The sequence below is a fragment of the Delftia sp. CH05 genome, from assembly GCF_009827015.1.
Classification (GTDB): Bacteria; Pseudomonadota; Gammaproteobacteria; order Burkholderiales; family Burkholderiaceae_C; genus Comamonas; species Comamonas tsuruhatensis.
Genome location: NZ_WUMG01000034.1, coordinates 41,876 through 61,679, shown reverse-complemented (window position 1 = coordinate 61,679; position 19,804 = coordinate 41,876). Strand labels below are relative to the sequence as shown.

General features: G+C 67.7%; 20 protein-coding genes. 7 read left to right on the top strand and 13 right to left on the bottom strand.

Translation table 11 applies throughout. The features are described from left to right. The 9 genes from GRX31_RS21925 to GRX31_RS21885 form a co-directional block, all read right to left on the bottom strand. On the bottom strand, positions 1-392 hold a 392-nt coding region (locus GRX31_RS21925; RefSeq protein WP_202396672.1), incomplete at its 3' end, for a GTP-binding protein. Between the two features lie 162 nt (positions 393-554). After that, complete coding sequence (gene fusA, locus GRX31_RS21920; RefSeq protein ID WP_016448515.1) at positions 555-2,663, bottom strand: elongation factor G; 2,109 nt, start codon at positions 2,661-2,663, stop codon at positions 555-557. Positions 2,664-2,815: 152 nt separating this feature from the next. Next, the gene (gene rpsG, locus GRX31_RS21915) at positions 2,816-3,289 is read right to left on the bottom strand and encodes a 30S ribosomal protein S7 (RefSeq protein WP_016448516.1); all 474 of its coding nucleotides are present in this window, start codon (positions 3,287-3,289) and stop codon (positions 2,816-2,818) included. Positions 3,290-3,449: 160 nt separating this feature from the next. Further along, complete coding sequence (rpsL, locus tag GRX31_RS21910) at positions 3,450-3,827, bottom strand: 30S ribosomal protein S12 (RefSeq protein ID WP_003059441.1); 378 nt, start codon at positions 3,825-3,827, stop codon at positions 3,450-3,452. A gap of 157 nt (positions 3,828-3,984) precedes the next feature. Further along, positions 3,985-5,154, bottom strand: a complete 1,170-nt coding sequence (locus GRX31_RS21905; RefSeq protein ID WP_016453570.1) for a D-alanyl-D-alanine carboxypeptidase family protein — start codon at positions 5,152-5,154, stop codon at positions 3,985-3,987. Between the two features lie 91 nt (positions 5,155-5,245). Continuing rightward, complete coding sequence (locus GRX31_RS21900) at positions 5,246-5,881, bottom strand: alpha/beta hydrolase (protein WP_017405508.1); 636 nt, start codon at positions 5,879-5,881, stop codon at positions 5,246-5,248. An 80-nt stretch (positions 5,882-5,961) separates the two neighbouring features. Continuing rightward, positions 5,962-6,336 (bottom strand): (2Fe-2S) ferredoxin domain-containing protein, encoded by a 375-nt coding sequence (locus GRX31_RS21895; RefSeq protein ID WP_016448519.1) that lies wholly within the window; start codon positions 6,334-6,336, stop codon positions 5,962-5,964. A gap of 10 nt (positions 6,337-6,346) precedes the next feature. Then, entirely contained in the window at positions 6,347-7,501 is a 1,155-nt protein-coding gene (locus GRX31_RS21890; protein ID WP_074922622.1) for a VanZ family protein, read from the bottom strand. A gap of 31 nt (positions 7,502-7,532) precedes the next feature. After that, positions 7,533-7,961, bottom strand: coding sequence for a CopD family protein (locus tag GRX31_RS21885; RefSeq protein ID WP_016453572.1), 429 nt, complete (start codon positions 7,959-7,961; stop codon positions 7,533-7,535). A 123-nt stretch (positions 7,962-8,084) separates the two neighbouring features. On the opposite strand from GRX31_RS21885, the gene hemB reads away from it, so the two are divergent. Both hemB and GRX31_RS21875 read left to right on the top strand, forming a co-directional pair. Continuing rightward, the gene (gene hemB / locus GRX31_RS21880) at positions 8,085-9,092 is read left to right on the top strand and encodes a porphobilinogen synthase (protein WP_034347899.1); all 1,008 of its coding nucleotides are present in this window, start codon (positions 8,085-8,087) and stop codon (positions 9,090-9,092) included. Between the two features lie 4 nt (positions 9,093-9,096). Beyond that, positions 9,097-10,314, top strand: coding sequence for a magnesium transporter CorA family protein (locus GRX31_RS21875; RefSeq protein WP_160854780.1), 1,218 nt, complete (start codon positions 9,097-9,099; stop codon positions 10,312-10,314). Here the strand turns inward: GRX31_RS21875 and GRX31_RS21870 are convergent. Both GRX31_RS21870 and GRX31_RS21865 read right to left on the bottom strand, forming a co-directional pair. After that, a complete protein-coding gene (locus GRX31_RS21870) occupies positions 10,311-12,269 on the bottom strand; it encodes a sensor histidine kinase (protein ID WP_160854778.1) in 1,959 nt (652 codons plus the stop codon). The two genes, GRX31_RS21875 and GRX31_RS21870, sit on opposite strands and share 4 nt — an antisense overlap. A gap of 19 nt (positions 12,270-12,288) precedes the next feature. Beyond that, a complete protein-coding gene (locus tag GRX31_RS21865; protein ID WP_160854776.1) occupies positions 12,289-13,026 on the bottom strand; it encodes a response regulator transcription factor in 738 nt (245 codons plus the stop codon). A gap of 210 nt (positions 13,027-13,236) precedes the next feature. Between GRX31_RS21865 and GRX31_RS31045 the strand changes: the two genes are divergently transcribed. The 3 genes from GRX31_RS31045 to GRX31_RS21850 all read left to right on the top strand — a co-directional run bounded on the left by GRX31_RS31045 (position 13,237) and on the right by GRX31_RS21850 (position 16,962). Beyond that, entirely contained in the window at positions 13,237-15,858 is a 2,622-nt protein-coding gene (locus GRX31_RS31045) for a choice-of-anchor Q domain-containing protein (RefSeq protein ID WP_160854774.1), read from the top strand. Beyond that, positions 15,855-16,490 (top strand): molybdopterin-dependent oxidoreductase, encoded by a 636-nt coding sequence (locus GRX31_RS21855; protein ID WP_160854772.1) that lies wholly within the window; start codon positions 15,855-15,857, stop codon positions 16,488-16,490. The genes GRX31_RS31045 and GRX31_RS21855 overlap by 4 nt, the downstream gene beginning before the upstream one ends. 154 nt (positions 16,491-16,644) lie before the next feature. Then, positions 16,645-16,962, top strand: coding sequence for a hypothetical protein (locus GRX31_RS21850; RefSeq protein ID WP_160854770.1), 318 nt, complete (start codon positions 16,645-16,647; stop codon positions 16,960-16,962). Here GRX31_RS21850 and GRX31_RS21845 read toward each other — a convergent pair whose 3' ends face one another. After that, the gene (locus tag GRX31_RS21845) at positions 16,963-17,655 is read right to left on the bottom strand and encodes a dienelactone hydrolase family protein (protein ID WP_160854768.1); all 693 of its coding nucleotides are present in this window, start codon (positions 17,653-17,655) and stop codon (positions 16,963-16,965) included. A gap of 118 nt (positions 17,656-17,773) precedes the next feature. Between GRX31_RS21845 and GRX31_RS21840 the strand changes: the two genes are divergently transcribed. Together GRX31_RS21840 and GRX31_RS21835 are read left to right on the top strand one after the other, a co-directional pair. Continuing rightward, positions 17,774-18,526 (top strand): SDR family oxidoreductase, encoded by a 753-nt coding sequence (locus tag GRX31_RS21840; protein ID WP_017405497.1) that lies wholly within the window; start codon positions 17,774-17,776, stop codon positions 18,524-18,526. Between the two features lie 13 nt (positions 18,527-18,539). Then, positions 18,540-19,187 carry a MarC family protein gene (locus GRX31_RS21835; protein ID WP_016448531.1) on the top strand — a complete coding sequence of 216 codons (648 nt, stop codon included), beginning with the start codon at positions 18,540-18,542 and terminating at the stop codon, positions 19,185-19,187. Between the two features lie 33 nt (positions 19,188-19,220). Here GRX31_RS21835 and GRX31_RS21830 read toward each other — a convergent pair whose 3' ends face one another. Then, positions 19,221-19,721 (bottom strand): hemerythrin domain-containing protein, encoded by a 501-nt coding sequence (locus GRX31_RS21830; RefSeq protein ID WP_160854766.1) that lies wholly within the window; start codon positions 19,719-19,721, stop codon positions 19,221-19,223. Positions 19,722-19,804: the final 83 nt, after the last annotated feature.

The following is a 19,804-nucleotide window of genomic DNA, read 5'->3' as shown; positions in this document are numbered from 1 at the left end:
ATGTAGGGCACGCCCACCTGACGAGCCAGCAGGATGTGCTCGCGGGTCTGGGGCATCGGGCCGTCAGCGGCCGAGCACACCAGGATAGCGCCGTCCATCTGAGCAGCGCCGGTGATCATGTTCTTGACGTAGTCGGCGTGGCCGGGGCAGTCAACGTGAGCGTAGTGGCGGTTGGCCGTTTCGTACTCGACGTGGGCGGTGTTGATCGTGATGCCGCGGGCCTTTTCTTCAGGTGCTGCGTCGATCTGGTCGTAAGCCTTGGCTTCGCCGCCGAACTTCTTGGACAGAACGGTGGCGATAGCAGCCGTCAGGGTCGTCTTGCCGTGGTCCACGTGACCGATGGTGCCCACGTTGACGTGGGGCTTGGTCCGCTCGAATTTTTCCTTTGCCATGATTTCTCCGAAAGAGCAAAACCTGTGTGATGTTTAAGGTCTGCATCCCATTGCTTGGTCGCCCCGCACAGGTGACAGGACGGCATGGGATCGCAGACCGGCAAAAATCGCAGTCCCTTTTCAGGGCCTGCGACTCAAAAGCCTTCGATTATACAAAAAGCCTTACTTGGCGCGAGCAGCCACGATGGCTTCGGCCACGTTGCGGGGAGCTTCGGCGTAGTGCTTGAACTCCATCGTGTACGTAGCGCGGCCTTGCGTCTGCGAACGCAGCGAAGTGGCGTAGCCGAACATTTCCGACAGCGGCACTTCGGCCTTGATGGACTTGCCACCGCCGGCCATGTCGTCCATGCCCTGGACCATGCCGCGACGCGAGGACAGGTCGCCCATCACGGTGCCGGCGTAGTCTTCAGGCGTCTCGACTTCCACGGCCATCATGGGCTCGAGGATGACGGGGCTGGCCTTCTTGGCGCCTTCCTTGAAGCCGAAGATGGCAGCCATCTTGAAGGCCATTTCGTTCGAGTCCACATCGTGGTACGAACCGAAGGTCAGGCGCACCTTGACGTCCACCACGGGGTAGCCGGCCAGCACGCCGGAAGTCAGCGCCTCGATCACGCCCTTCTCGACCGCAGGGATGTATTCGCGAGGAACCACACCGCCCTTGATTTCGTCGACGAACTCGAAGCCCTTGCCGGCTTCCTGGGGTTCCAGGGTCAGCACGACGTGGCCGTACTGGCCCTTGCCGCCGGACTGGCGAACGAACTTGCCGTCCACATCGGTAACCTTCTGGCGAATGGTTTCGCGGTAGGCCACCTGGGGCTTGCCCACGTTGGCTTCCACGTTGAATTCGCGCTTCATGCGGTCAACGATGATTTCCAGGTGCAGCTCGCCCATGCCGGCGATGATGGTCTGGCCCGATTCTTCATCGGTGCGCACGCGGAAGGACGGATCTTCAGCAGCCAGGCGCGACAGGGCGATGCCCATCTTTTCCTGGTCGGCCTTGGACTTGGGCTCCACGGCCTGTGCAATCACGGGCTCGGGGAAGACCATGCGCTCCAGCACGATGGGAGCTTCGACGGCGCACAGCGTTTCGCCGGTGGTCACGTCCTTCAGGCCCACGCAGGCAGCGATGTCGCCGGCGCGGATTTCTTCGACTTCCACGCGCTCGTTGGCCATCATCTGCACGATACGGCCGATACGCTCCTTCTTGCCCTTGACCGAGTTGAACACGGTGTCGCCCTTGGTCAGGACGCCCGAGTACACGCGCACGAAGGTCAGTTGGCCGACGAACGGGTCGGTCATCAGCTTGAAGGCCAGGGCCGAGAACTTTTCGCCGTCGTCTGCCTTGCGGCTGAGCTTGGTTTCTTCGTTTTCGGGATCGGTACCGGTGACGTCAGGGATGTCCACAGGCGCCGGCAGGTAGTCGATCACGGCGTCCAGCATGCGCTGCACACCCTTGTTCTTGAAGGCGGTACCGCACAGCATGGGCTGGATTTCGGTAGCCAGCGTACGAGCGCGCAGGCCGGCCTTCACGTCTTCTTCGGACAGAGTACCTTCTTCCAGGTACTTGTTCATCAGGTCTTCGCTGGCTTCGGCAGCCGCTTCCACGAGGTTTTCACGCCACTTGTTGGCGGTCTCCACCAGCTCGGCGGGGATTTCGTGGTATTCGAACTTCATGCCTTGCGAGGCTTCGTCCCAGATGATGGCCTTCATCTTGACGAGGTCGACCACGCCCTTGAAGTTTTCTTCGGCACCGATCGGGATCACGACGGGCACGGGGTTGGCCTTCAGGCGCAGCTTCATCTGCTCGACGACCTTGAAGAAGTTGGCGCCGGTACGGTCCATCTTGTTCACGAAGGCCAGACGAGGCACCTTGTACTTGTTGGCCTGACGCCACACGGTTTCCGACTGGGGCTGCACGCCGCCCACGGCGCAGTACACCATGCAGGCGCCGTCCAGCACGCGCATGGAACGCTCCACCTCAATGGTGAAGTCCACGTGGCCGGGGGTGTCGATGATGTTGAAACGGTGCTCGGGGTAGGACAGGTCCATGCCCTTCCAGAAGCAGGTCACTGCAGCGGAAGTGATGGTGATGCCGCGCTCTTGCTCTTGCTCCATCCAGTCGGTCGTAGCAGCGCCGTCGTGCACTTCGCCCAGCTTGTGGGTCACACCGGTGTAGAACAGGATACGTTCGGTGGTGGTGGTTTTGCCGGCGTCGATGTGGGCGGAGATACCGATATTGCGGTAGCGCTCGATGGGGGTCTTGCGAGCCATGATGGATCCTTGATTGATCGTATGGAGGGAGTCTCTGCCCGTTCCAGCCTCATGGTGCAGACGGACAGCAGTCTTATCTGGGGATGCTCCTAATCGAGACAAGGCCGCAGGCAAAAATGCATGCGGCCCGTCTGATCAGGAGCGAAGCGCTCTTAGAAGCGGAAGTGGCTGAACGCCTTGTTGGCTTCGGCCATGCGGTGCACTTCGTCACGGCGCTTCATGGCGCCGCCACGGCCTTCGGTGGCCTCGAGCAGCTCGTTGGCCAGGCGCTGGGCCATGGACTTCTCGCCGCGCTTGCGTGCAGCTTCCTTCAGCCAACGCATGGACAGGGCCAGGCGACGCACGGGACGCACTTCGACGGGCACCTGGTAGTTGGCACCGCCGACGCGGCGGGACTTCACTTCGACCATGGGCTTCACGTTGTTGATGGCAACGATGAAGGCTTCCAGCGGGTCTTTGTCAGGGTGCTTCTTTTGAATCAGGTCCAGGGCACCGTAGATGATGCGTTCTGCGACCGCCTTCTTGCCGCCTTCCATGATCACGTTCATGAACTTGGACAGCTCGACATTGCCGAACTTGGGATCCGGCAGGATTTCACGTTTGGGGACTTCGCGACGACGTGGCATTTTTTACCTCTATCTTGCTTCAGTTGGCGTCTTTTCAGACACCGCGAGAGCCAACAGGACTCCCACTTACTCGACCCGCGCAAAACACTTGCGTTTGGGGTCACTACGCTGGATCTCGCGCCACGCGGGATACAGCACCTTCTTCGAAAAAACGCAGGGCTTACTTGGCCTTGGGCTTCTTCGCGCCGTACTTGGAACGGGCTTGCTTGCGGTCCTTGACGCCTTGCAGGTCAAGGGAGCCACGCACGATGTGGTAACGCACACCGGGCAAGTCCTTCACACGGCCGCCGCGCACCAGCACAACGCTGTGCTCTTGCAGGTTGTGGCCTTCACCACCGATGTAGGAGATGACCTCGAAGCCGTTGGTCAGGCGCACCTTGGCAACCTTACGCAGAGCGGAGTTAGGCTTCTTGGGCGTCGTGGTGTACACACGGGTGCACACGCCGCGGCGCTGAGGGCAGTTTTCCATAGCAGGGCTCTTGGATTTGACAACTTCGACCGTGCGGCCCTGACGCACGAGTTGGTTAATGGTTGGCATTAATAAACGTCCCTAAACGTGAATTGCTTGCGAAAAGCGAAAACGTGAATCCCTTCGGAAATTCCGAAAAGCCCTCGACTGTACCAGCTTGCAGGAGATCGCACAACTGCACCCCCTTCAAGCCGGTACGCGAGGGCCTGCGCGACAGGCGCGGGGCTTACTTGATCCAGAGGCGGATCGCATCCCAGGCACGGCCGAAGAAGCCAGCCTGCTCCACGCCTTCAAGCGCCACCAGCGGCACTTCGGCCACGGTGTCGGCCCCCAGCTTGACCTTGAGCGTGCCCATGGCCTGGCCCTTGGTGAACGGAGCGATCAGCGGGTCCTGGCGCACGACTTCGGTGCTCAGCTTGCCGCCACTGCCGGCCGGCACGGTGACCACGATGGGCGTGGTGCGGCCGATCTTGACGGTGCCCGCCTTGCCCTTCCAGACCTCGGGCGTGGCCACGGCCTGCTCGGCATCGAACAGCTTGACCGAGTCGAAGGCCGCATAGCCCCAGTTCAGCAGCTTCTGGCTTTCATTGGCGCGCGCGTTCTCGCTGGCGGCGCCCAGCACGATGGAGATCAGGCGGCGGCTGCCCACGTTGGGCAGATCGCGCTTGGCCGTGGCCACCAGGCAGTAGCCGGCCGCAGCGGTGTGGCCGGTCTTGAGGCCGTCCACGGTCGGGTCGCGGAACAGCAGCGAGTTGCGGTTGGTGCCGTTGGAGGCCGGCGTGCCCGGGTAGAAGTACTTCTTGGTCGAGTAGTAGTGCATGTACTCGGGGAAGTCCTGCATCAGGCGCTGCGCGAGGATGGACAGGTCGCGCGCCGTGGTCAGGTGGCCGGGCTCGGTCAGGCCTTCGGGGTTCTTGTAGCTGGTGTTCTTCATGCCCAGCGCCTTGGCCTGCTCGTTCATGAGCCGCACGAAGTTCTCGGCCGAGCCGCCCACGCCTTCGGCCAGGGCCATGGTGGCGTCGTTGCCGGATTGCACGATCATGCCCTTGATCAGGTCATCGACAGGCACCTGCATCTTGGGGTCGATGAACATGCGCGAGCCCGGCATCTTCCAGGCGCGCTCGCTGACGGGCAGGCGCTGCTCCAGCGTGATCTTCTTGGCGCGCAGTGCGTCGAAGACCAGGTAGCCGGTCATGAGCTTGGTCAGCGAGGCCTGCTCGATGGGCGCATCGATGTCCTTGGCACCCAGCACCTGGTTGGCGGTGACATCGACCAGCAGATAGTTGCGCGCCGCGATCTCGGGCGGCTGGGGCGGGGTGATCTGCGCCAGCGCCAGGGCCGGCGCCATGGCCGCTGCCAGTGCCAGGACTCGCAGCGTGGAGGAAATGGGCTTCATGAGGAAAACTCTCGCTAAAGGGCAGGTAAAGCAGGAAAGGCGGAAGATGCCCGCCGGCTGGGGCGGGCCTATTGAGCAGCGGCGCGGGCCGCTAGGGAAGTGAGCGCAAATGGCGGACCACGAGACTCTTGAGCAGCGGCAATTGTCCGTGAAAGAAATGACCGCCCCCGGGCACGACGGTAACAGGCAGTATCTGCGGGCGCGCCCAGTCCATGACGGCCGACAGCGGCACCGTGTCATCGGCCTCGCCGTGCACCACCAATGTCCGGTCATGGGCTTCGGGCGGCACGGGGGCCACCGAGAAACGGCTGGCCGCCGTGCCCACCAGCACAGCCTTTTCCACCCGGCCTTCATTCCACAGGCCCGCCAGCACATGGCTGGTGACGAAGGCGCCGAAGGAAAAGCCCGCCAGCGCGATCGGCCCTTCGGGAGCGACCTGGCGGACCACGGACAGCATGTCCTCGGCCTCGCCGATGCCTGCGTCGTGCTCGCCGGCACTGGCACCCACGCCACGGAAGTTGAAGCGTACGGCCGTGTAGCCGCACTGCACGAAGGCCCGCGCCAGGGTCTGCACCACCTTGTTGTCCATGGTGCCGCCAAACAGCGGATGGGGGTGGGCGATGATGGCCACGCCGCGCGCAGTCGCATCGGCGGCCGGCGCGTCGCGCAGGGCCTCCACGGCCCCGGCAAGGCCGGTCAGGGTCAAACGTTCGGTCTGCGCATTCACAATCGCTATCCTAGTAGTAGCAGCCAGTCCAAGCTGACAAAGCACTGATGCCCGGAAAGGCCCAAAGTTCCAGCCGGTGCTCAGCGGCCCACGTCGGGCGGCAGCAGCAGGCGCTCCACGGGCTGGCCGTTCTTGAGATGGGACTCGACGATCTCGTCGATATCGGTCTCGTCCACGAAGGTGTACCAGGTGCCTTCGGGGTAGACCACGGCCACGGGCCCGCCCGCGCAGCGGTCCAGGCAGCCGGCCTTGTTCACGCGCACCTGGCCCTTGCCGGCCAGGCCCAGCTGCTTGACCTGCTTCTTGCAGTGGTCGAAGCCTGCCTTGGCGCCGTGCAGCGCACAGCAGTCCTCGCCGCCAGGCCTCTCGTTGAGGCAAAAGAAGATGTGGCGCGCATAGTAGTTGCCTGCGCCTTGCTGGCCGCCTTCGGCCCCGGGACGTGGGTTTTCGCTCATGCAGCGGATTCTAGGCCTGCGTCTGCTGCCCCGAAGGCGCCGGGGGCGCTGAAGGTGCAGGCGGCAGCGGCCCTGCATCGCGGCGCGCCACCCTGAGCAGCACGTAGACCAGGGTGGCATAGGGCCACAGCCAGCCCAGCCACTGCCCCAGCCCGTAGAAGCGGATGAAACGCCCCTGCTCCCAGGCCTGCAGCGTCTCGGAGAAATAGGCACTGGTGGGCGCCTGGTTCAGGATGCTCAGTTGCAGCACCAGCACCAGCATCAGCAGGGCTGCACAGGCGCGGCGCGGCAGCGGCAGGGCCACCATGGCCAGGCCCACGCCGCCCCATACGCCCATGCGCACCGGCAGGTCCACCCACTCCCAGGCATGGGCAGGCCCCCAGCTCAGCGCGGCCGACATCGCCGAGACCGCGATGCCGATCACGATGGCCGAGCCCGCCAGCACGGCGCGCCGGCCCATGTGGCGCATCACGCAATAGGCCAGCAGGCAGGGCACCCACAGGCCCAGCATCACGCACAGCATCTCGGTCACGGGCGACAGCGGCGTCAGGGCCGACTCGCGCAGAGGAAGCCACATGAGAAAGGGCGTGCCTTCGAGCAGGTCCAGCAGCCCCTGCTCCAGCCGCTCCAGCACCTGGCCCAGGCCAAAGGGCACGGCGGCGGGAAAGAGCAGCGCCCAGGGCCACAGCGCCAGCAGCACCATGGCGCCGCCGCCATCCTCGCCCAGCCAATGGGTGCGAAAGGCGCTCCAGCGCGCCAGGGCGCCCAGGCGCTCCAGCAGCAGCGCCACCAGCGCGCCCAACAAGGTGCCGCCCGCATTGAGCACCAGATCCAGATTGGAGGGAACGCGCCGCGGCAGGTAGATCTGCAGGAACTCCATGGACAGCGACAGCAGGGTGCCTGCCAGCGCCGCCAGCGGCACGGCCGCGCGCGGGCTGCCGCTGCGCACCAGGGCCAGCGCCAGGAAAAAGCCCAGCGGCGCGTAGCCGACGATATTGGTATTGACGTCGAACCAGGTCCAGTACGGCGGCGGGATCTTTGCCGTCAGGAAGACCAGCGGATCAATGCCCTGGGCACGCCAGCCATCGAAGGGAAACAGGCTGGCGAAAACGATGAGCACCGCATAGACCAGTGCCAGCGGCCAGGCCGAAGTCTTTTGCACCACGCCCTGCCTCCCTCTTCGTTGGAACGGTTTCTCAGAAAGGTTTGACGACCACCAGGATGACGATGGCCGCCAGCAGCAGCACCGGCACCTCGTTGAAGAAGCGGAACCAGCGGTGGCTGTGCTGGTCCCGGTTGTCGATCAGCTTGCGCAGCAGGCGCCCGCAGGCATGGTGGTAGCCGATGACCAGCAGCACGCCGGCCAGTTTGGCATGCATCCAGCCGTTGCCCGGCCCCTTGCCGATGCCGTAGCCCAGGTACAGCCACAGGCCCAGGCCCAATGCGGGCACGGCCAGCAGCGTGGTGAAGCGCAGCAGCTTGCGTGCCATGAGCAGCAGGCGCTCGCGCTCGGCCACCGAGCCGGGCGTGACCATGGCCACATTGACGAAGATGCGAGGCAGATAGAACAGGCCCGCGAACCAGCTTGCCACGAAAACGATATGAAAGGCTTTGACCCACAGCATGCGGGCAGTGTACGTGCGTACAGGGGTGCGCCAGGCTGCGCAGGCGCAAAAGCCGAGTCCCGCGTGCCGGCGTCGTCGCCGGGGTTGCGGGGCCTGCGGCGGGAATGGGGCACAATTTTCGGCATGCATCTGTCCAGCCCCACCCCCTTCCCGCTCAACCGCCCCCGCCGCCTGCGCCGCGACGCCTTCACGCGCAATCTGGTGCGCGAGAACGTGCTCACGGCCCATGACTTCATCTACCCCGTGTTCGTGCACGAAGGCACGAACCAGCGTGAGGCCGTGCCCTCCATGCCCGGCGTGGACCGCCTGAGCCTGGACCTGCTGCTGCCCGTGGCAGAGCAGTGCGTGCAGCTGGAGATCCCGTTCCTGGCGCTGTTCCCCGCCATCGAGACCTCGCTGAAGACGCCCGACGGCAAGGAGGCGCTCAACCCCGACGGCCTGATCCCGCGCGTGGTGCGGGCGCTCAAGAAGGAGTTCCCGCAACTGGGCGTGATGACCGACGTGGCCCTGGACCCCTACACCAGCCACGGCCAGGACGGCATCCTCGACGAGTCCGGCTACATCATCAATGACGAGACCGTGCAGGTCCTGGTGGGCCAGGCCCTCACCCATGCCGAGGCCGGCGTGGACATGGTGGCGCCCAGCGACATGATGGACGGCCGCATCGGCGCCATCCGCGAGGCGCTGGAGGCCCACGGCCACATCCACACCCGCATCATGGCCTACAGCGCCAAGTACGCCAGCGCCTTCTACGGCCCGTTCCGCGATGCCGTGGGCACGCGCGGCGCGCTGGGCAAGGCCGACAAGAACGTCTACCAGATGGACCCCGCCAACACCGACGAGGCCCTGCGCGAAGTCGCCCAGGACCTGGCCGAGGGTGCGGACATGGTCATGGTCAAGCCCGGCATGCCGTACCTGGACGTGGTGCGCCGCGTCAAGGACGAGTTCGGCGTGCCCACCTTCGCCTACCAGGTCAGCGGCGAGTACGCCATGCTCAAGGCCGCCGCCGCCAACGGCTGGCTGGACCATGACCAGGTGATGATGGAATCGCTGCTGGCCTTCAAGCGCGCGGGTGCCGACGGCATCCTGACCTACTTCGCCATCGACGCCGCGCGCAAGCTGCGCGGCTGAACGCATGCCGCCGGTGACGCCGCCCACGGGCACGGGAGCCGCTCCCCCAGCCGGGAACGCCAGGAGCATGCGCATCTTCCACCTGCAGCCGGGCGGCGCCACCGAACTGGCCGACCTGCCCGGGCAGGCGCCCGCGCAGGGCTTCCTGTGGATCTCCTGCACCCGCGCCACCTTGCAGGAGCGGCTGGCCGAGGTGCAGCGCACGCTGCAGCTGCTGTCGGGCCAGCAGCTGGTGGACCTGCATGTCTCGGACCTGCTCAACGCCCAGCTGCCATCGCGCTACGACTACACCTCGCAGTACGACCTGCTGGTCTTTCGCCGCCTGGCCAGCGGGCAGGCGCGTGCCGCCGCGCAGGCCGGCACGGCCTCTTCGCCTGCGGCGCAGGCGGCGCCCCCCTCGCCTCCCGTGCGCCGCACAGGCCCGCCCGTGCTGCGCAACATCGACACCAGCCCCGTGGGCTTTGCCATGTTCGACCAGGTGCTGCTGTCCGTGCACCCCGACGACTGCACCGTGCGCGACGCCTATGCCGCGCGGCTGCTGGCCGCCATGCCCAGCGATCTGCGCGAGGGACGGCTGAACCCCACATCCGGCACGCGGCTGCCGGCCAGCCCGGCCGACCTCATGCTGCGCGTGGTCAACCTCATCGTGGACGGCTTCCTGGACCTGCGCCGCGAACTGTCGCGCCAGCTGGACCACTGGCAGACCGAGCTGCTGCGCCCGCGCACGCGCTTTGCCAACTGGGGGGCGCTGCTGGACGCACGGCTGGCCCTGCATGAGCTGGACGAAGTCTGCGAAGACCAGCGCGCTGCCGTGCAGGACTGGACGGACGCGCTGGAGACCTGGGCGCCTCCCGAGGGCGCGGCGGCGCTGCGCGAGCTGGACCTGCTCAAGGTGCGCAGCCGCGACGTGCTGGAACACATAGAGCGCGTGGTCCACCATGTGCGGCGGCTGGAGCAAAGCACCGAGACCGTGGTGCAGATGCATTTTTCGGTGCAGAGCAACCGCACCAACGACATCATGCGCACGCTCACCGCGCTGACGGCCGTGTTCCTGCCGCTGAACCTGATTGCCGGCATCTTCGGCATGAACTTCGAGTTCATCCCCCTGGTGCACAAGCAGGACGGCTTCTGGTGGGCCATGGGCTCGATGATGGCGATTGCCGTGGGCCTGACCATGTTCTTCTGGCGCAAGCGCTACATGGCGCGCACGGCGCAGGGCTAGGGCCCCGCCCGCTCCAGCGGCATCCACAGCGTGAAGCGATTGCCGCCGGCCAGCGGCGCCCAGTCCAGCCGCGCCTGCAGCGCCAGCGCGCGCGTGCGCATGTTCACCAGTCCCTTGCGGCCCTCGGTGGGTGCCTGGGCGCGGTCGAAGGGGTGGCCGTCGTCCTCCACCAGCACCTGCACGCCGGCCCGGCCGTCCAGCGGGGCCTGGGCCGTGCGCACCGTGATCTCGCGCGCGCCGCTGTGCTTGATGATGTTGGTCAGCACCTCCTGCAGGATGCGCAGCACATGCAGGGCGGCCTGCGCGTCCAGCCAGGGCAGCGCGGGCAGGTCGCTCACCTCCCAGTGCAGCCGCAGCCCCGCCCCCTCCAGGCGCGGCCCCAGCCGGTAGCGCAGCCCGGCCAGCAGCGCCAGCAGATCGCAGTCCAGCGGCTCCAGCGAGTCGATGGACAGCTTCAGGTCATCGATGCACTCCTGCAGCAGCTGCACCAGGTCCACCGTGCCGGCCTGGTTGAACTCCACCACGCGCAGCGCGCTCATCAGCGAGGAGCCCACGCCGTCGTGCATCTCGCGCATCAGGCGCTGGCGCTCTTGCATCAGCGTCTGCTCGCGCTCCACGGCCAGCAGGCGCTCATGGGCCTGGGCCAGCTCCGCCTCCTGGGCCTTGAGCCGTTCCGCCAGATGCAGGTTGGCATTCTCTGCCACGGCCAGCGCGCCGTTGTAGCGCCGGTAGGCCACCAGCAGGAACAGCGTGAACAGCCCCAGGTACACATAGGGCGTCAGGTAGATGCTCTCCATGCTGATCAGGTAGCTTTGCAGCGCCAGGTCATGGAAGCCGATGGGAAACGACAGCAGCATCCACACCGCCAGCATGGTGCTGCCGCCATCGCGCATGCGCCAGGCGCCCGCCACGGCCATGCACAGCACCAGGATCTCCGGCGGCACCATCAGCAGCCGCAGCAGCGGCAGGATGGTCTCGTGCGCCGGGCCCCACAGCGGCACCGCCACCAGCAGCACCGTGCCCACATAGCCCTGCAGCACCCGGCCCAGCCAGGGCCGGCGCCTGCGCTGCATCAGGCACAGGAAATGGAAGGCCGCCACCGTGGCGCCCATGAGGCCGGCCAGCGTCAGCCAGGAGAACCAGCCGTCCGACAGGGCCAGCCCCTCGCCGTCCACCATGAACTGCAGCGAGCCCAGCAACTGGCACAGCGACATCAGGAAGAACAGCAGGAACACCACATCCCCGCGCCGCCGCTGCAGCGTCCACAGCGCCAGCGCGAACAGGCCCAGCACCAGGTAGGAACCCGCCGTGTAGACCACCAGATCGGCCTGGAGCAGGCTGCGCAGCCGCCAGGACAGGCGCAGCGACTCGGCCGGCCCCGCCCACAGGCTGGACAGCGCCCCGCCCACGCCCTGCTGGCTGGCCATGCGCACATGCACCTGCAGCGGCCTGCCCGGCTGCGCCAGCCCGCCCAGGTCCAGCCACACCGGCCGGTTGAAACTGTTCCACACCCGGCTGCCGCGCGTCTGCCAGGCCAGCTTCCCATCCACATACACCGCCACCGTGCCCACCGTCTGCCAGCGCGGGATATACAGGCGCGTGCCCTGCGGCGTAGGCACCAGGGCTTCAGGCGGCACCACGGCGCGGAACCAGCGCACCTCGGGCGGCGCCGCTGCCAGGTCGCCGCTGCCCGACACGGCCCTGTCGCCCCCATAGGGCAGGTCCACATCGCTCCACGGCGTCGATGCATCCAGCACCGCGTCGTCGGCCGACGCAAGCGCCGCAGGCGGCGCCCAGTGCGGGCTGTCCGACCGCCACAGCTGCGCCTGGCGCAGTTGCACCGCTTCACCTGCGACGGGGCCACGCAGCCCGAATGCCCCCGCCAGCAGCATCGCCAGCGCCACCAGTCCCGCCGAAACCAGCAAGACCCTCCCCTGCAGCAGCGGCTGCGTCATCTGCCCACCCTGGCGGCGCTCATTGCCGCCCCTCGGCCAGCCAGCCGCGCTGCAAGGCCACATGCATCATCTGCGTGCGGCTGGACACCTGCAGCTTGCCGTAGATGCGCCGCACGAAGGTGCGCACCGTGTGGCGCGACACGCCCAGCTGGCGCGCCACCTCGTCCAGCGTATGGCCGCGCGCCACCAGGCGCAGCACCTCCAGCTCGCGCGCGGACAGCGCCTGCGCGACGGCCTGGGGCTCGGCAGGCGGCTGCAGCCCGGCCACCGCCCCGGCCCGCTGCTGGCGCAGCAGCAGCTTGCGCGCCACCATGGGATTGATGGGGCTGCCGCCCGCGTGCAGGCTGCGCACTTCCTCCAGCACCGCGTCGGCGGCCAGGTCCTTGAGCAGATAGCCCATGGCGCCGGCCTCGATGGCGGCCAGCACATGCTGCTCGTCGCCAAAGATGGTGCTGACCATCACCGCCGCCCCGGGGTGGCGGGTGCGCACGGCAGCAATCACCTCCAGGCCGCTGCCGTCGGGCAGGCCCAGGTCCACCAGCATCACGTCCATGGCACCGGCCCCATCGGAGCGGCCGAGCTGGTGCAAGGCCTCCGCGCGGCTGGCTGCCGCCCAGCACAGGACCATGTCCTTCGCAGCATTGATCACGCCCACCAGGGCGTGGCGGCAGGCGGCGTCGTCCTCCACCACGGCCACGCGGATGGGTGTGGCGCCACCCGTCGCGGCGGCAGAGGAAGGGTCTGTGTGCGTGTCCATGGAGGTGGAGTGCGTGGCGAGGCCCGCATGTTCACATGGAACAAGACCGCTGTCATGTCGCCCGGATAGGTGACATGGGCGGCATGGCGGCCCCGCCCCCTCTCATCGGCCATGTAGCCCGAACGGGGGACATACAGAAAGCCGGACACCCCATAGATTTGCCCTCTTCAGCACATCACCGAGATGCTGTGCCTACCGAGGGGGTCCGCCATGTCCATCATCCACCCGTCTGCTGCAGCCGACGCACCACCCATGCCCACGCCGAGCCCCTGGGGCCGGACATTCCTGGGCCTGACGGGCGGGTTGGCACTGGCCCTTGTCGGCGCCGCGGCCCAGGCCGCCACACTCACCGTCACCACCGCCGGCGAGATTGCAGACACCGAGCCGCTGTCTCGTGCGCAATGCTCGCCTGCCGCAGGCGACCGCAACTGCGACACCCTGCGCGACGCCATCAACCATGCCGCCGATGGCGACACCATCGTCTTCGGCGCGGCCCTGGATGGACAAACCATCTCGCTGACCCGCTTTACCAACTGCCTGGACACCGGGCAGGCCGCCGGCGCCACCTGCCTGCCGCTGGCCAGCTGGCCCGGCTACGTCTCGCAGTTCGGCCCCAGCGCCTTCTTCATCAGCGGCAAGCACATCACCATCGATGCCACCGCCAATGGCCTGACGCCCCAGGGCGTGAGCGTGCAGCGCCTCGGTACCGCACCCGGCTTCCGGCTGTTCGACATCGATGCGCAGGGTGGACTGGTCCTGCGCGGCCTGACCCTGGCCGGGGGGCAGGCCACAGGCGGCTCCAGCCGCTTTGGCGGCGGCGCGCTGGGTGCGGGCGGTGCCATCTTCAATCGGGGCCAGCTCACCATCGAACGCAGCACGCTCACGCGCAATCACGCACAAGGGGGGCAAGGAGGCAGGCTTTCCTTGAACTCCTTTGCAGGTGCCGGCGTGGGCGAGGATGGGACTTTGTCCCCGGGGGGAGGGCCGAACGCTGGCGGCCCGAACGATGGTGGCCTGGGCGGTGGCAGTGGCAGCGCCAGCGGCAAGAACGGCGGCTTCGGTGGTGGCGGCGGCGGCTCCGGCGGTGGCGGATTTGGCGGTGGTGGTGGCCGTCGTGGCAGCGGTGGCGGCTTCGGCGCCGGCAACGGTGGGGGCGGCCCCTTCGACGCTGGCGGTGGCGCAGGCGGCATGGGAGGGGCCATTTTCAACAACGCAGGCACCTTGACGCTGAACCAGGTCACCCTGGCTGGCAACGGTGCACACGGCGGGCTGGGCAACAGCAGCGGCGGCGGCGCCGGCCTGGGTGGCGCCGTTTTCAACTACAACGGCGTGCTCACCATCCGTTTCTCCACCCTGGCCGGCAATACCGTGCAGGCCAATGGCGACGACAACCCGGCCGCGCAAGGCGGCGCCATCTATAGCCTGGGCGATTCCCAGGCCGCCTGCAGTGCGGGTGGCAACATCAGCTGCACCCGCAGCGGTGCCTCGCTGCAGATGCAGGCCAGCATTGTCCAGGACAGCGTGTTCGAGCCGGCCACCAAACAGCCCGCTGGCAGGGACGTGGTGCTGGACCTGCGCAATGGCGGCACCAGCGATGCCAGCGGCAGCAACAATCTGCTGGGCCTGGCGCAGGCCCTGAACAATGCCGACATCAGCGCCCTGGCCTTCACCACGGGCAACCCGCAGCTCGGCCCCCTGGCCAGCCACGGCGGCCCCACCCAGACCATGTTGAACACCACCGGCAGCCCGGCACTGGACGGGGTGGCCTGCACTGCCGCACCCGGCACGGACCAGCGCGGCGTGGTCAGGCCCCAGGGTGCGCGGTGCGACATCGGCGCCGTGGAGGCAAACGTCTTCCAGGCAGCATTGACCGTGCTGGCCAGCGGCGCGGGCGGCGTATCGGCGCAGGCCTCCCCGCCTGCAGCCACGGGTGCCATACAGGACTGCGGCCGCCCAGGCGGCCTGTGCCAGGCCGGCTATGGCTACTTCGAAGGCGCGCCCACCCTGGTGACCCTGGCCGCCACCCCCGACCCTGGCCATGCCTTTGCCACCTGGGGTGATGCCTGCAGCGGCAGCACGTCCACCTGCAGCGTCACCATCGACGCAGCCAGGAGCGCACAGGCCAGCTTCACGGCCTTCAGCCTCACGGCAAGCCTGCCTTCCGGCACCTACGGCACGGCCTACAGCCAGCCTCTGGCACCCGTGCCCAGCGGCGGCGTGGGGCCGTTCAGCTACAGCGTGAGCGGTTTGCCCGCAGGCTTCAGCCAGGCCGCCGGCACCCTCTCGGCCCCAGCCACGCAGGCGGCAGGCAGCTACAGCTTCACGCTGACCGCCACCGATGCCAACGGCGCCACCACCGAAGCCGCAGCCGTGACCGTGGTGATCGGCCCGGCAGCCACCAGCGCCCACCTGTCGGCCTCCCCCGCTGCGCCAGGCCATGGCCAGAGCGTGACTTTCAGCGCCCAGGTCACGCTGCCTGCCGGCGCCAGCGGCACGGTGGATTTCTTGAACGGAACGCAGGTGCTGTGCGCCAGCGTTCCGGTGACCGGCGGGCAGGCCAGCTGCAGCGTGCCCCGGCTGCCACCGGGCACGGCCACGGTGCAGGCGCGCTATGTGCCCGGTGATGGCAATACCTCCGGCTCGGACAGCAACACCGTGACCGTCACGGCGGCCCCCGCACCATCTGCGGCGCCCATTCCAGCGCTGGGCGCCGGGGGGATTGCGCTGCTGAGCCTGCTGACCGCAGCGGGCGCGGCGTTGTCGCGCAGGATGGGCACTTCACGGAAAATCGGCGATGGCACATCGCCACGCACCCCCAGGAGTTCCCCATGACCGCATCCGCAAGCCGGAGCCCGCTTTCACGCCGCAGCCTGCTGGCCGCCAGCGCAGCCACCGGCCTGGCCCTGTGCGAAAGCGCCCTGGCCGCCCCCGGGAAAAGCACCGAAGCCGCCGTGCTCACCATCAGCGGCCCCGGCGTGCGCGGCAACCGGGGGCCGCTGGACCCGGTGGCCGATCTGCTGCTGAAAAACCATGGCCTGGCCTTCGACTCGGCCTGGACCACAGGGGCCGGTGCGCTGGAGCGCCTGCCCACGGTGGAGATCACGCCCCATATCGAATACGACGGCCAGCCCCACCGGCTGCGCGGCCCGCTGCTGGCCACCGTGCTGCAGGCGGCCGGCGTGGACACCGCCGCCGCAGCGGCCAAGGGCCAGTGGATCACCCTGCAAGCCATCGACGGCTACCGCGCCCAGCTGCCGCTGGCGCAGGCCCTGCAATGGCGCATGCTGCTGGCCACGCACATGGACGGCCGGCGCCTGGGCCTGGGCGGCCTGGGCCCGCAATGGGCCATGTACGACGCCGACCGCATTGCGGAGCTGGCCAGCAAGCCCCTGAAGGAACGCTTTGCGCAGGCGCCCTGGGGGCTGTACCACATTGGGCTGCACGCGCAGCAGCCGCAGGGCTGACCCCCAGGCTACGCATGGTTCCGTTTCGGCGGGGCTGTGCAGGACCTCCGCAAGGGGGTGCCGGCTCCTTTGCCCGGTCCGCCAACCTGCACAGTCCTGCCACCCCTCTTGGCGGGGGGGAGGCAGGTTCTACACCTGTCGCAAAGGAGCCGCCATGGCTGACACCACCGTCCCCGGCGAAACAATCACCCCGGCCTTTCCCTTCGCCCCTGTGTGCACGCCCGGTCAAGAAACCAGCCTGTACTACCCCATTTCCGAATACGAGGTCTATCGCATCAAGGACTGCATGCACCAGATGGGCCTGGTGATCGACCTGTGCTGCATGGCCGGCCCCGACCAACAGCTGAACGACCTGGGCGGGCTGATGAGTTTCCTGACCGCGCAGCAGCGCGCGCTGCGGGGCACGCTGCAGACCGTGCAGGCGCACAAGGCGACGCCGGGGCCGGCATGTGATCCGGACCCCGGGGGTTGATCAAGCCAGGTGCTGGTCGAAGAAGGCCAGCGTGCGGTCGCGCGCCTGCAGGGCGCTGGCCTCGTCGTAGGCGCTGCGCTGGTCGCAGTTGAAGCCGTGGTCGGCGTCGTACAGGTGCACCTGCACATGCTTTTGCGCCTGGGCAAAGGCCTGCACGGCGTCCACGGGAATGTGCGTATCGCGCCGGCCGAAGTGGGCAATCACGGGGCACAGCGGCTCGCGGCCCATCTCCAGCGGCGTGGTCATGCCGCCGCCGTAGTAGCAGGCCGCAGCCGACAGGCTGGGCAGGTTGCAGGCCGCGCGCCAGGCCCACAGGCCGCCCCAGCAAAAGCCCACGATGCCCACCTTGCCGCCGGGCACCAGCGTGGCGGCATGGGCGATGGCGGCCTCGATCTCGGGCAGCACGCCGGGCTGGGGCAGCGCCTCGGCGGCGGATTTCAGCGCCATGCCCTTGGCACGGTCGGCGTCGCCGTAGCCCAGGTCCACACCCGGCTCCACACGCGTGAACAGTGACGGCGCCACGGCCACATAGCCCCGCGCCGCAAGCCGGTCGGTCACGGCGCGGATATGGGCGTTGACGCCGAAGATCTCCTGCAGCACGACGATGGCACCGCGCGCGGGCACGTCGGGGCGGGCCACCCAGGCCGGCGAAGACGTGCCATCCAATGAAGTCAACTGCACAAAACTGCCCATGTCCGCGTTCCTTTCTGTCTGAGAATCTGTTGTGATTTCCCGGTGGGCGGACGCGCCCCGCAATGCTGTAATGGCGGCGGGCCGGCCCGTGCGGCAATTCTTTCACAGGAGACATTCGATGGAACGAAAAGTCGTGCTCATCACCGGCGGCAGCCGCGGCATAGGCGCCGCAACGGCACGCATGGCAGCGCACCGGGGCTGGGACGTGGTGATCAGCTACCAGCACCAGCGCGATGCGGCCGAGGCCGTGGTGGCCGACGTGCAACTGGCCGGCACCCGCGCGCTGGCCGTGCAGGCCGATGTGGGCGACGAAGCCGAGGTGCTGGCCCTGTTCGGTGCGGTGGATGCGCAGTTCGGCCGGCTGGATGCCCTGGTCAACAACGCCGGTGTGGTGGACCGCGCGCAGACCGTGGCCGAGATGAGCGTGCAGCGGCTGGAGCGCATGTTCCGCGTCAATACCATCGGCAGCTTCATCTGCGCGCGCGAGGCCGTGCGGCGCATGAGCACCCGCCACGGCGGGAGGGGTGGCGCCATCGTGAACGTCTCCAGCATCGCTTCGCGGCTGGGCGCACCGGGCCAGTACGTGGACTATGCGGCCGCCAAGGGCGCGTTGGACGTGATGACGCTGGGCCTGTCCAAGGAAGTCGCCGCCCAGGGCATACGCGTGAACGCCGTGCGGCCCGGCTTGATAGAGACCGACATCCACGCCAGCGGCGGACAGCCCGACCGCGTCGAGCGCCTGGCGCCCAACGTGCCCATGCAGCGCGGCGGCAGGGCCGAGGAGGTGGCCGACGCCATCCTCTGGCTGATGTCCGACGGCTCGCACTACACCACGGGCAGCCTGGTCGATATCTCGGGCGGCAACCTCTAGCTCCAAGGCAACCATGGACCTCAAACCGCTGATCACTTTGGTGGCCATCATCAACCCGCTGGCCATCGTCCCCTTCTTCATCCACTACACCGAGGGATTCAGCGCCCAGCAGCGCCAGCAGACCATTCGCACGGCGGCGCTGGCCTCGTTCTGCGTGATCGCGGCCTGCGCCATCATCGGGCTGCAGGTGCTGGACTTCTTCAACATCTCGCTGCAGAGCTTCCAGGTGGGCGGCGGCCTGCTGCTGCTGATCAGCGCGATGAACATGCTCAACGCCCGCCCGGCCGAGGAACGGCCCAACGCGCCCACGCTGGCGGCAGGCGCGGAAAAGGCCGCCATGGGCAACAGCATTGCCGTGGTGCCGCTGACGATTCCGCTGCTGACGGGGCCGGCCTCCATGTCCACCGTGGTGATCTATGCCGACCAGGCACGCACCATCTGGCAGCACCTGGCGCTGGTGGGCTATGGCGTGGTGGTGGCGCTGGTGGTGATGGTCTGCTTTTCGCTGGCCGACCCGATTGCGCGCGTGCTGGGCAAGACCGGCATCAACGTGATGACGCGGCTCATGGGCCTGATCCTCGCGGCCCTGGCCGTGGAGGTGATGGCGGGCGGGCTGGTGAAGATCTTCCCCATCCTGGCCTCGCCCGCGATCGTGCCCTGAGCGGACTGGCTGGCCGATTGAAGGCCTGCCGGATCAGGCCGGCACGGCCCGCGCGCGGTCGGCGCTGCCGTCGCAGGCACCGCCGCAGCCCGTGATGGGCTGCTCGGGCAAGGCCTCGGGGTGGGCCAGCGAGCCCGTGGCGGGATCGAAGCCCGCGCTGCGCAGATGCAGGGCCAGCGCCGCATCCATGGTCTGCGCATGGTGCACGAACCAGGCCGCCAGCTCGCCCGCCATGCTGCGGATCACGGCCAGATCCCCCGCTGCCGCCTTGGCCACCCCCTCGCGCATCACCTGCAGCACCACCTTGTGCTGCAGGCTGTGGCAGTTGGTGCTGGTGAACCGCGTGGACTGCATCCAGCGGTCTTCCTGGTCGAAATGCACCTGCGTATGCGCGATCAACTCATCCCAGCGCGCGCACAGCTGCGCATCATCGGCCGCCTCCACCTCGGCCAGCAGCAGCACGAACTCCTGGTGCACCTCGTCCATGGCCGGCAACTCCAATGCCAGCGCTCCGCTCCATTCCAGCACGGCCATATGCTTCTCCTGCCTTCATCGTGAAAGCCTGCAGCTTAGGAACAGCACCGCCCAACCCGTTTGACCCACATCAGCCAACCCGA

What these genes read in the sequence shown, in the direction of transcription:
- GRX31_RS31045 (WP_160854774.1), top strand. Translation starts at nt 13,237, where the DNA reads ATGTCCATCATCCACCCGTCTGCTGCAGCCGACGCACCACCCATGCCC.
- GRX31_RS21835 (WP_016448531.1), top strand. Translation starts at nt 18,540, where the DNA reads ATGGACCTCAAACCGCTGATCACTTTGGTGGCCATCATCAACCCGCTG.
- rpsG (WP_016448516.1), bottom strand. Translation starts at nt 3,289, where the DNA reads ATGCCACGTCGTCGCGAAGTCCCCAAACGTGAAATCCTGCCGGATCCC.
- GRX31_RS21845 (WP_160854768.1), bottom strand. Translation starts at nt 17,655, where the DNA reads ATGGGCAGTTTTGTGCAGTTGACTTCATTGGATGGCACGTCTTCGCCG.
- GRX31_RS21875 (WP_160854780.1), top strand. Translation starts at nt 9,097, where the DNA reads ATGCCGCCGGTGACGCCGCCCACGGGCACGGGAGCCGCTCCCCCAGCC.
- rpsL (WP_003059441.1), bottom strand. Translation starts at nt 3,827, where the DNA reads ATGCCAACCATTAACCAACTCGTGCGTCAGGGCCGCACGGTCGAAGTT.
- GRX31_RS21885 (WP_016453572.1), bottom strand. Translation starts at nt 7,961, where the DNA reads ATGCTGTGGGTCAAAGCCTTTCATATCGTTTTCGTGGCAAGCTGGTTC.
- GRX31_RS21840 (WP_017405497.1), top strand. Translation starts at nt 17,774, where the DNA reads ATGGAACGAAAAGTCGTGCTCATCACCGGCGGCAGCCGCGGCATAGGC.
- GRX31_RS21850 (WP_160854770.1), top strand. Translation starts at nt 16,645, where the DNA reads ATGGCTGACACCACCGTCCCCGGCGAAACAATCACCCCGGCCTTTCCC.
- hemB (WP_034347899.1), top strand. Translation starts at nt 8,085, where the DNA reads ATGCATCTGTCCAGCCCCACCCCCTTCCCGCTCAACCGCCCCCGCCGC.
- GRX31_RS21895 (WP_016448519.1), bottom strand. Translation starts at nt 6,336, where the DNA reads ATGAGCGAAAACCCACGTCCCGGGGCCGAAGGCGGCCAGCAAGGCGCA.
- fusA (WP_016448515.1), bottom strand. Translation starts at nt 2,663, where the DNA reads ATGGCTCGCAAGACCCCCATCGAGCGCTACCGCAATATCGGTATCTCC.
- GRX31_RS21855 (WP_160854772.1), top strand. Translation starts at nt 15,855, where the DNA reads ATGACCGCATCCGCAAGCCGGAGCCCGCTTTCACGCCGCAGCCTGCTG.
- GRX31_RS21870 (WP_160854778.1), bottom strand. Translation starts at nt 12,269, where the DNA reads ATGACGCAGCCGCTGCTGCAGGGGAGGGTCTTGCTGGTTTCGGCGGGA.
- GRX31_RS21865 (WP_160854776.1), bottom strand. Translation starts at nt 13,026, where the DNA reads ATGGACACGCACACAGACCCTTCCTCTGCCGCCGCGACGGGTGGCGCC.
- GRX31_RS21830 (WP_160854766.1), bottom strand. Translation starts at nt 19,721, where the DNA reads ATGGCCGTGCTGGAATGGAGCGGAGCGCTGGCATTGGAGTTGCCGGCC.
- GRX31_RS21905 (WP_016453570.1), bottom strand. Translation starts at nt 5,154, where the DNA reads ATGAAGCCCATTTCCTCCACGCTGCGAGTCCTGGCACTGGCAGCGGCC.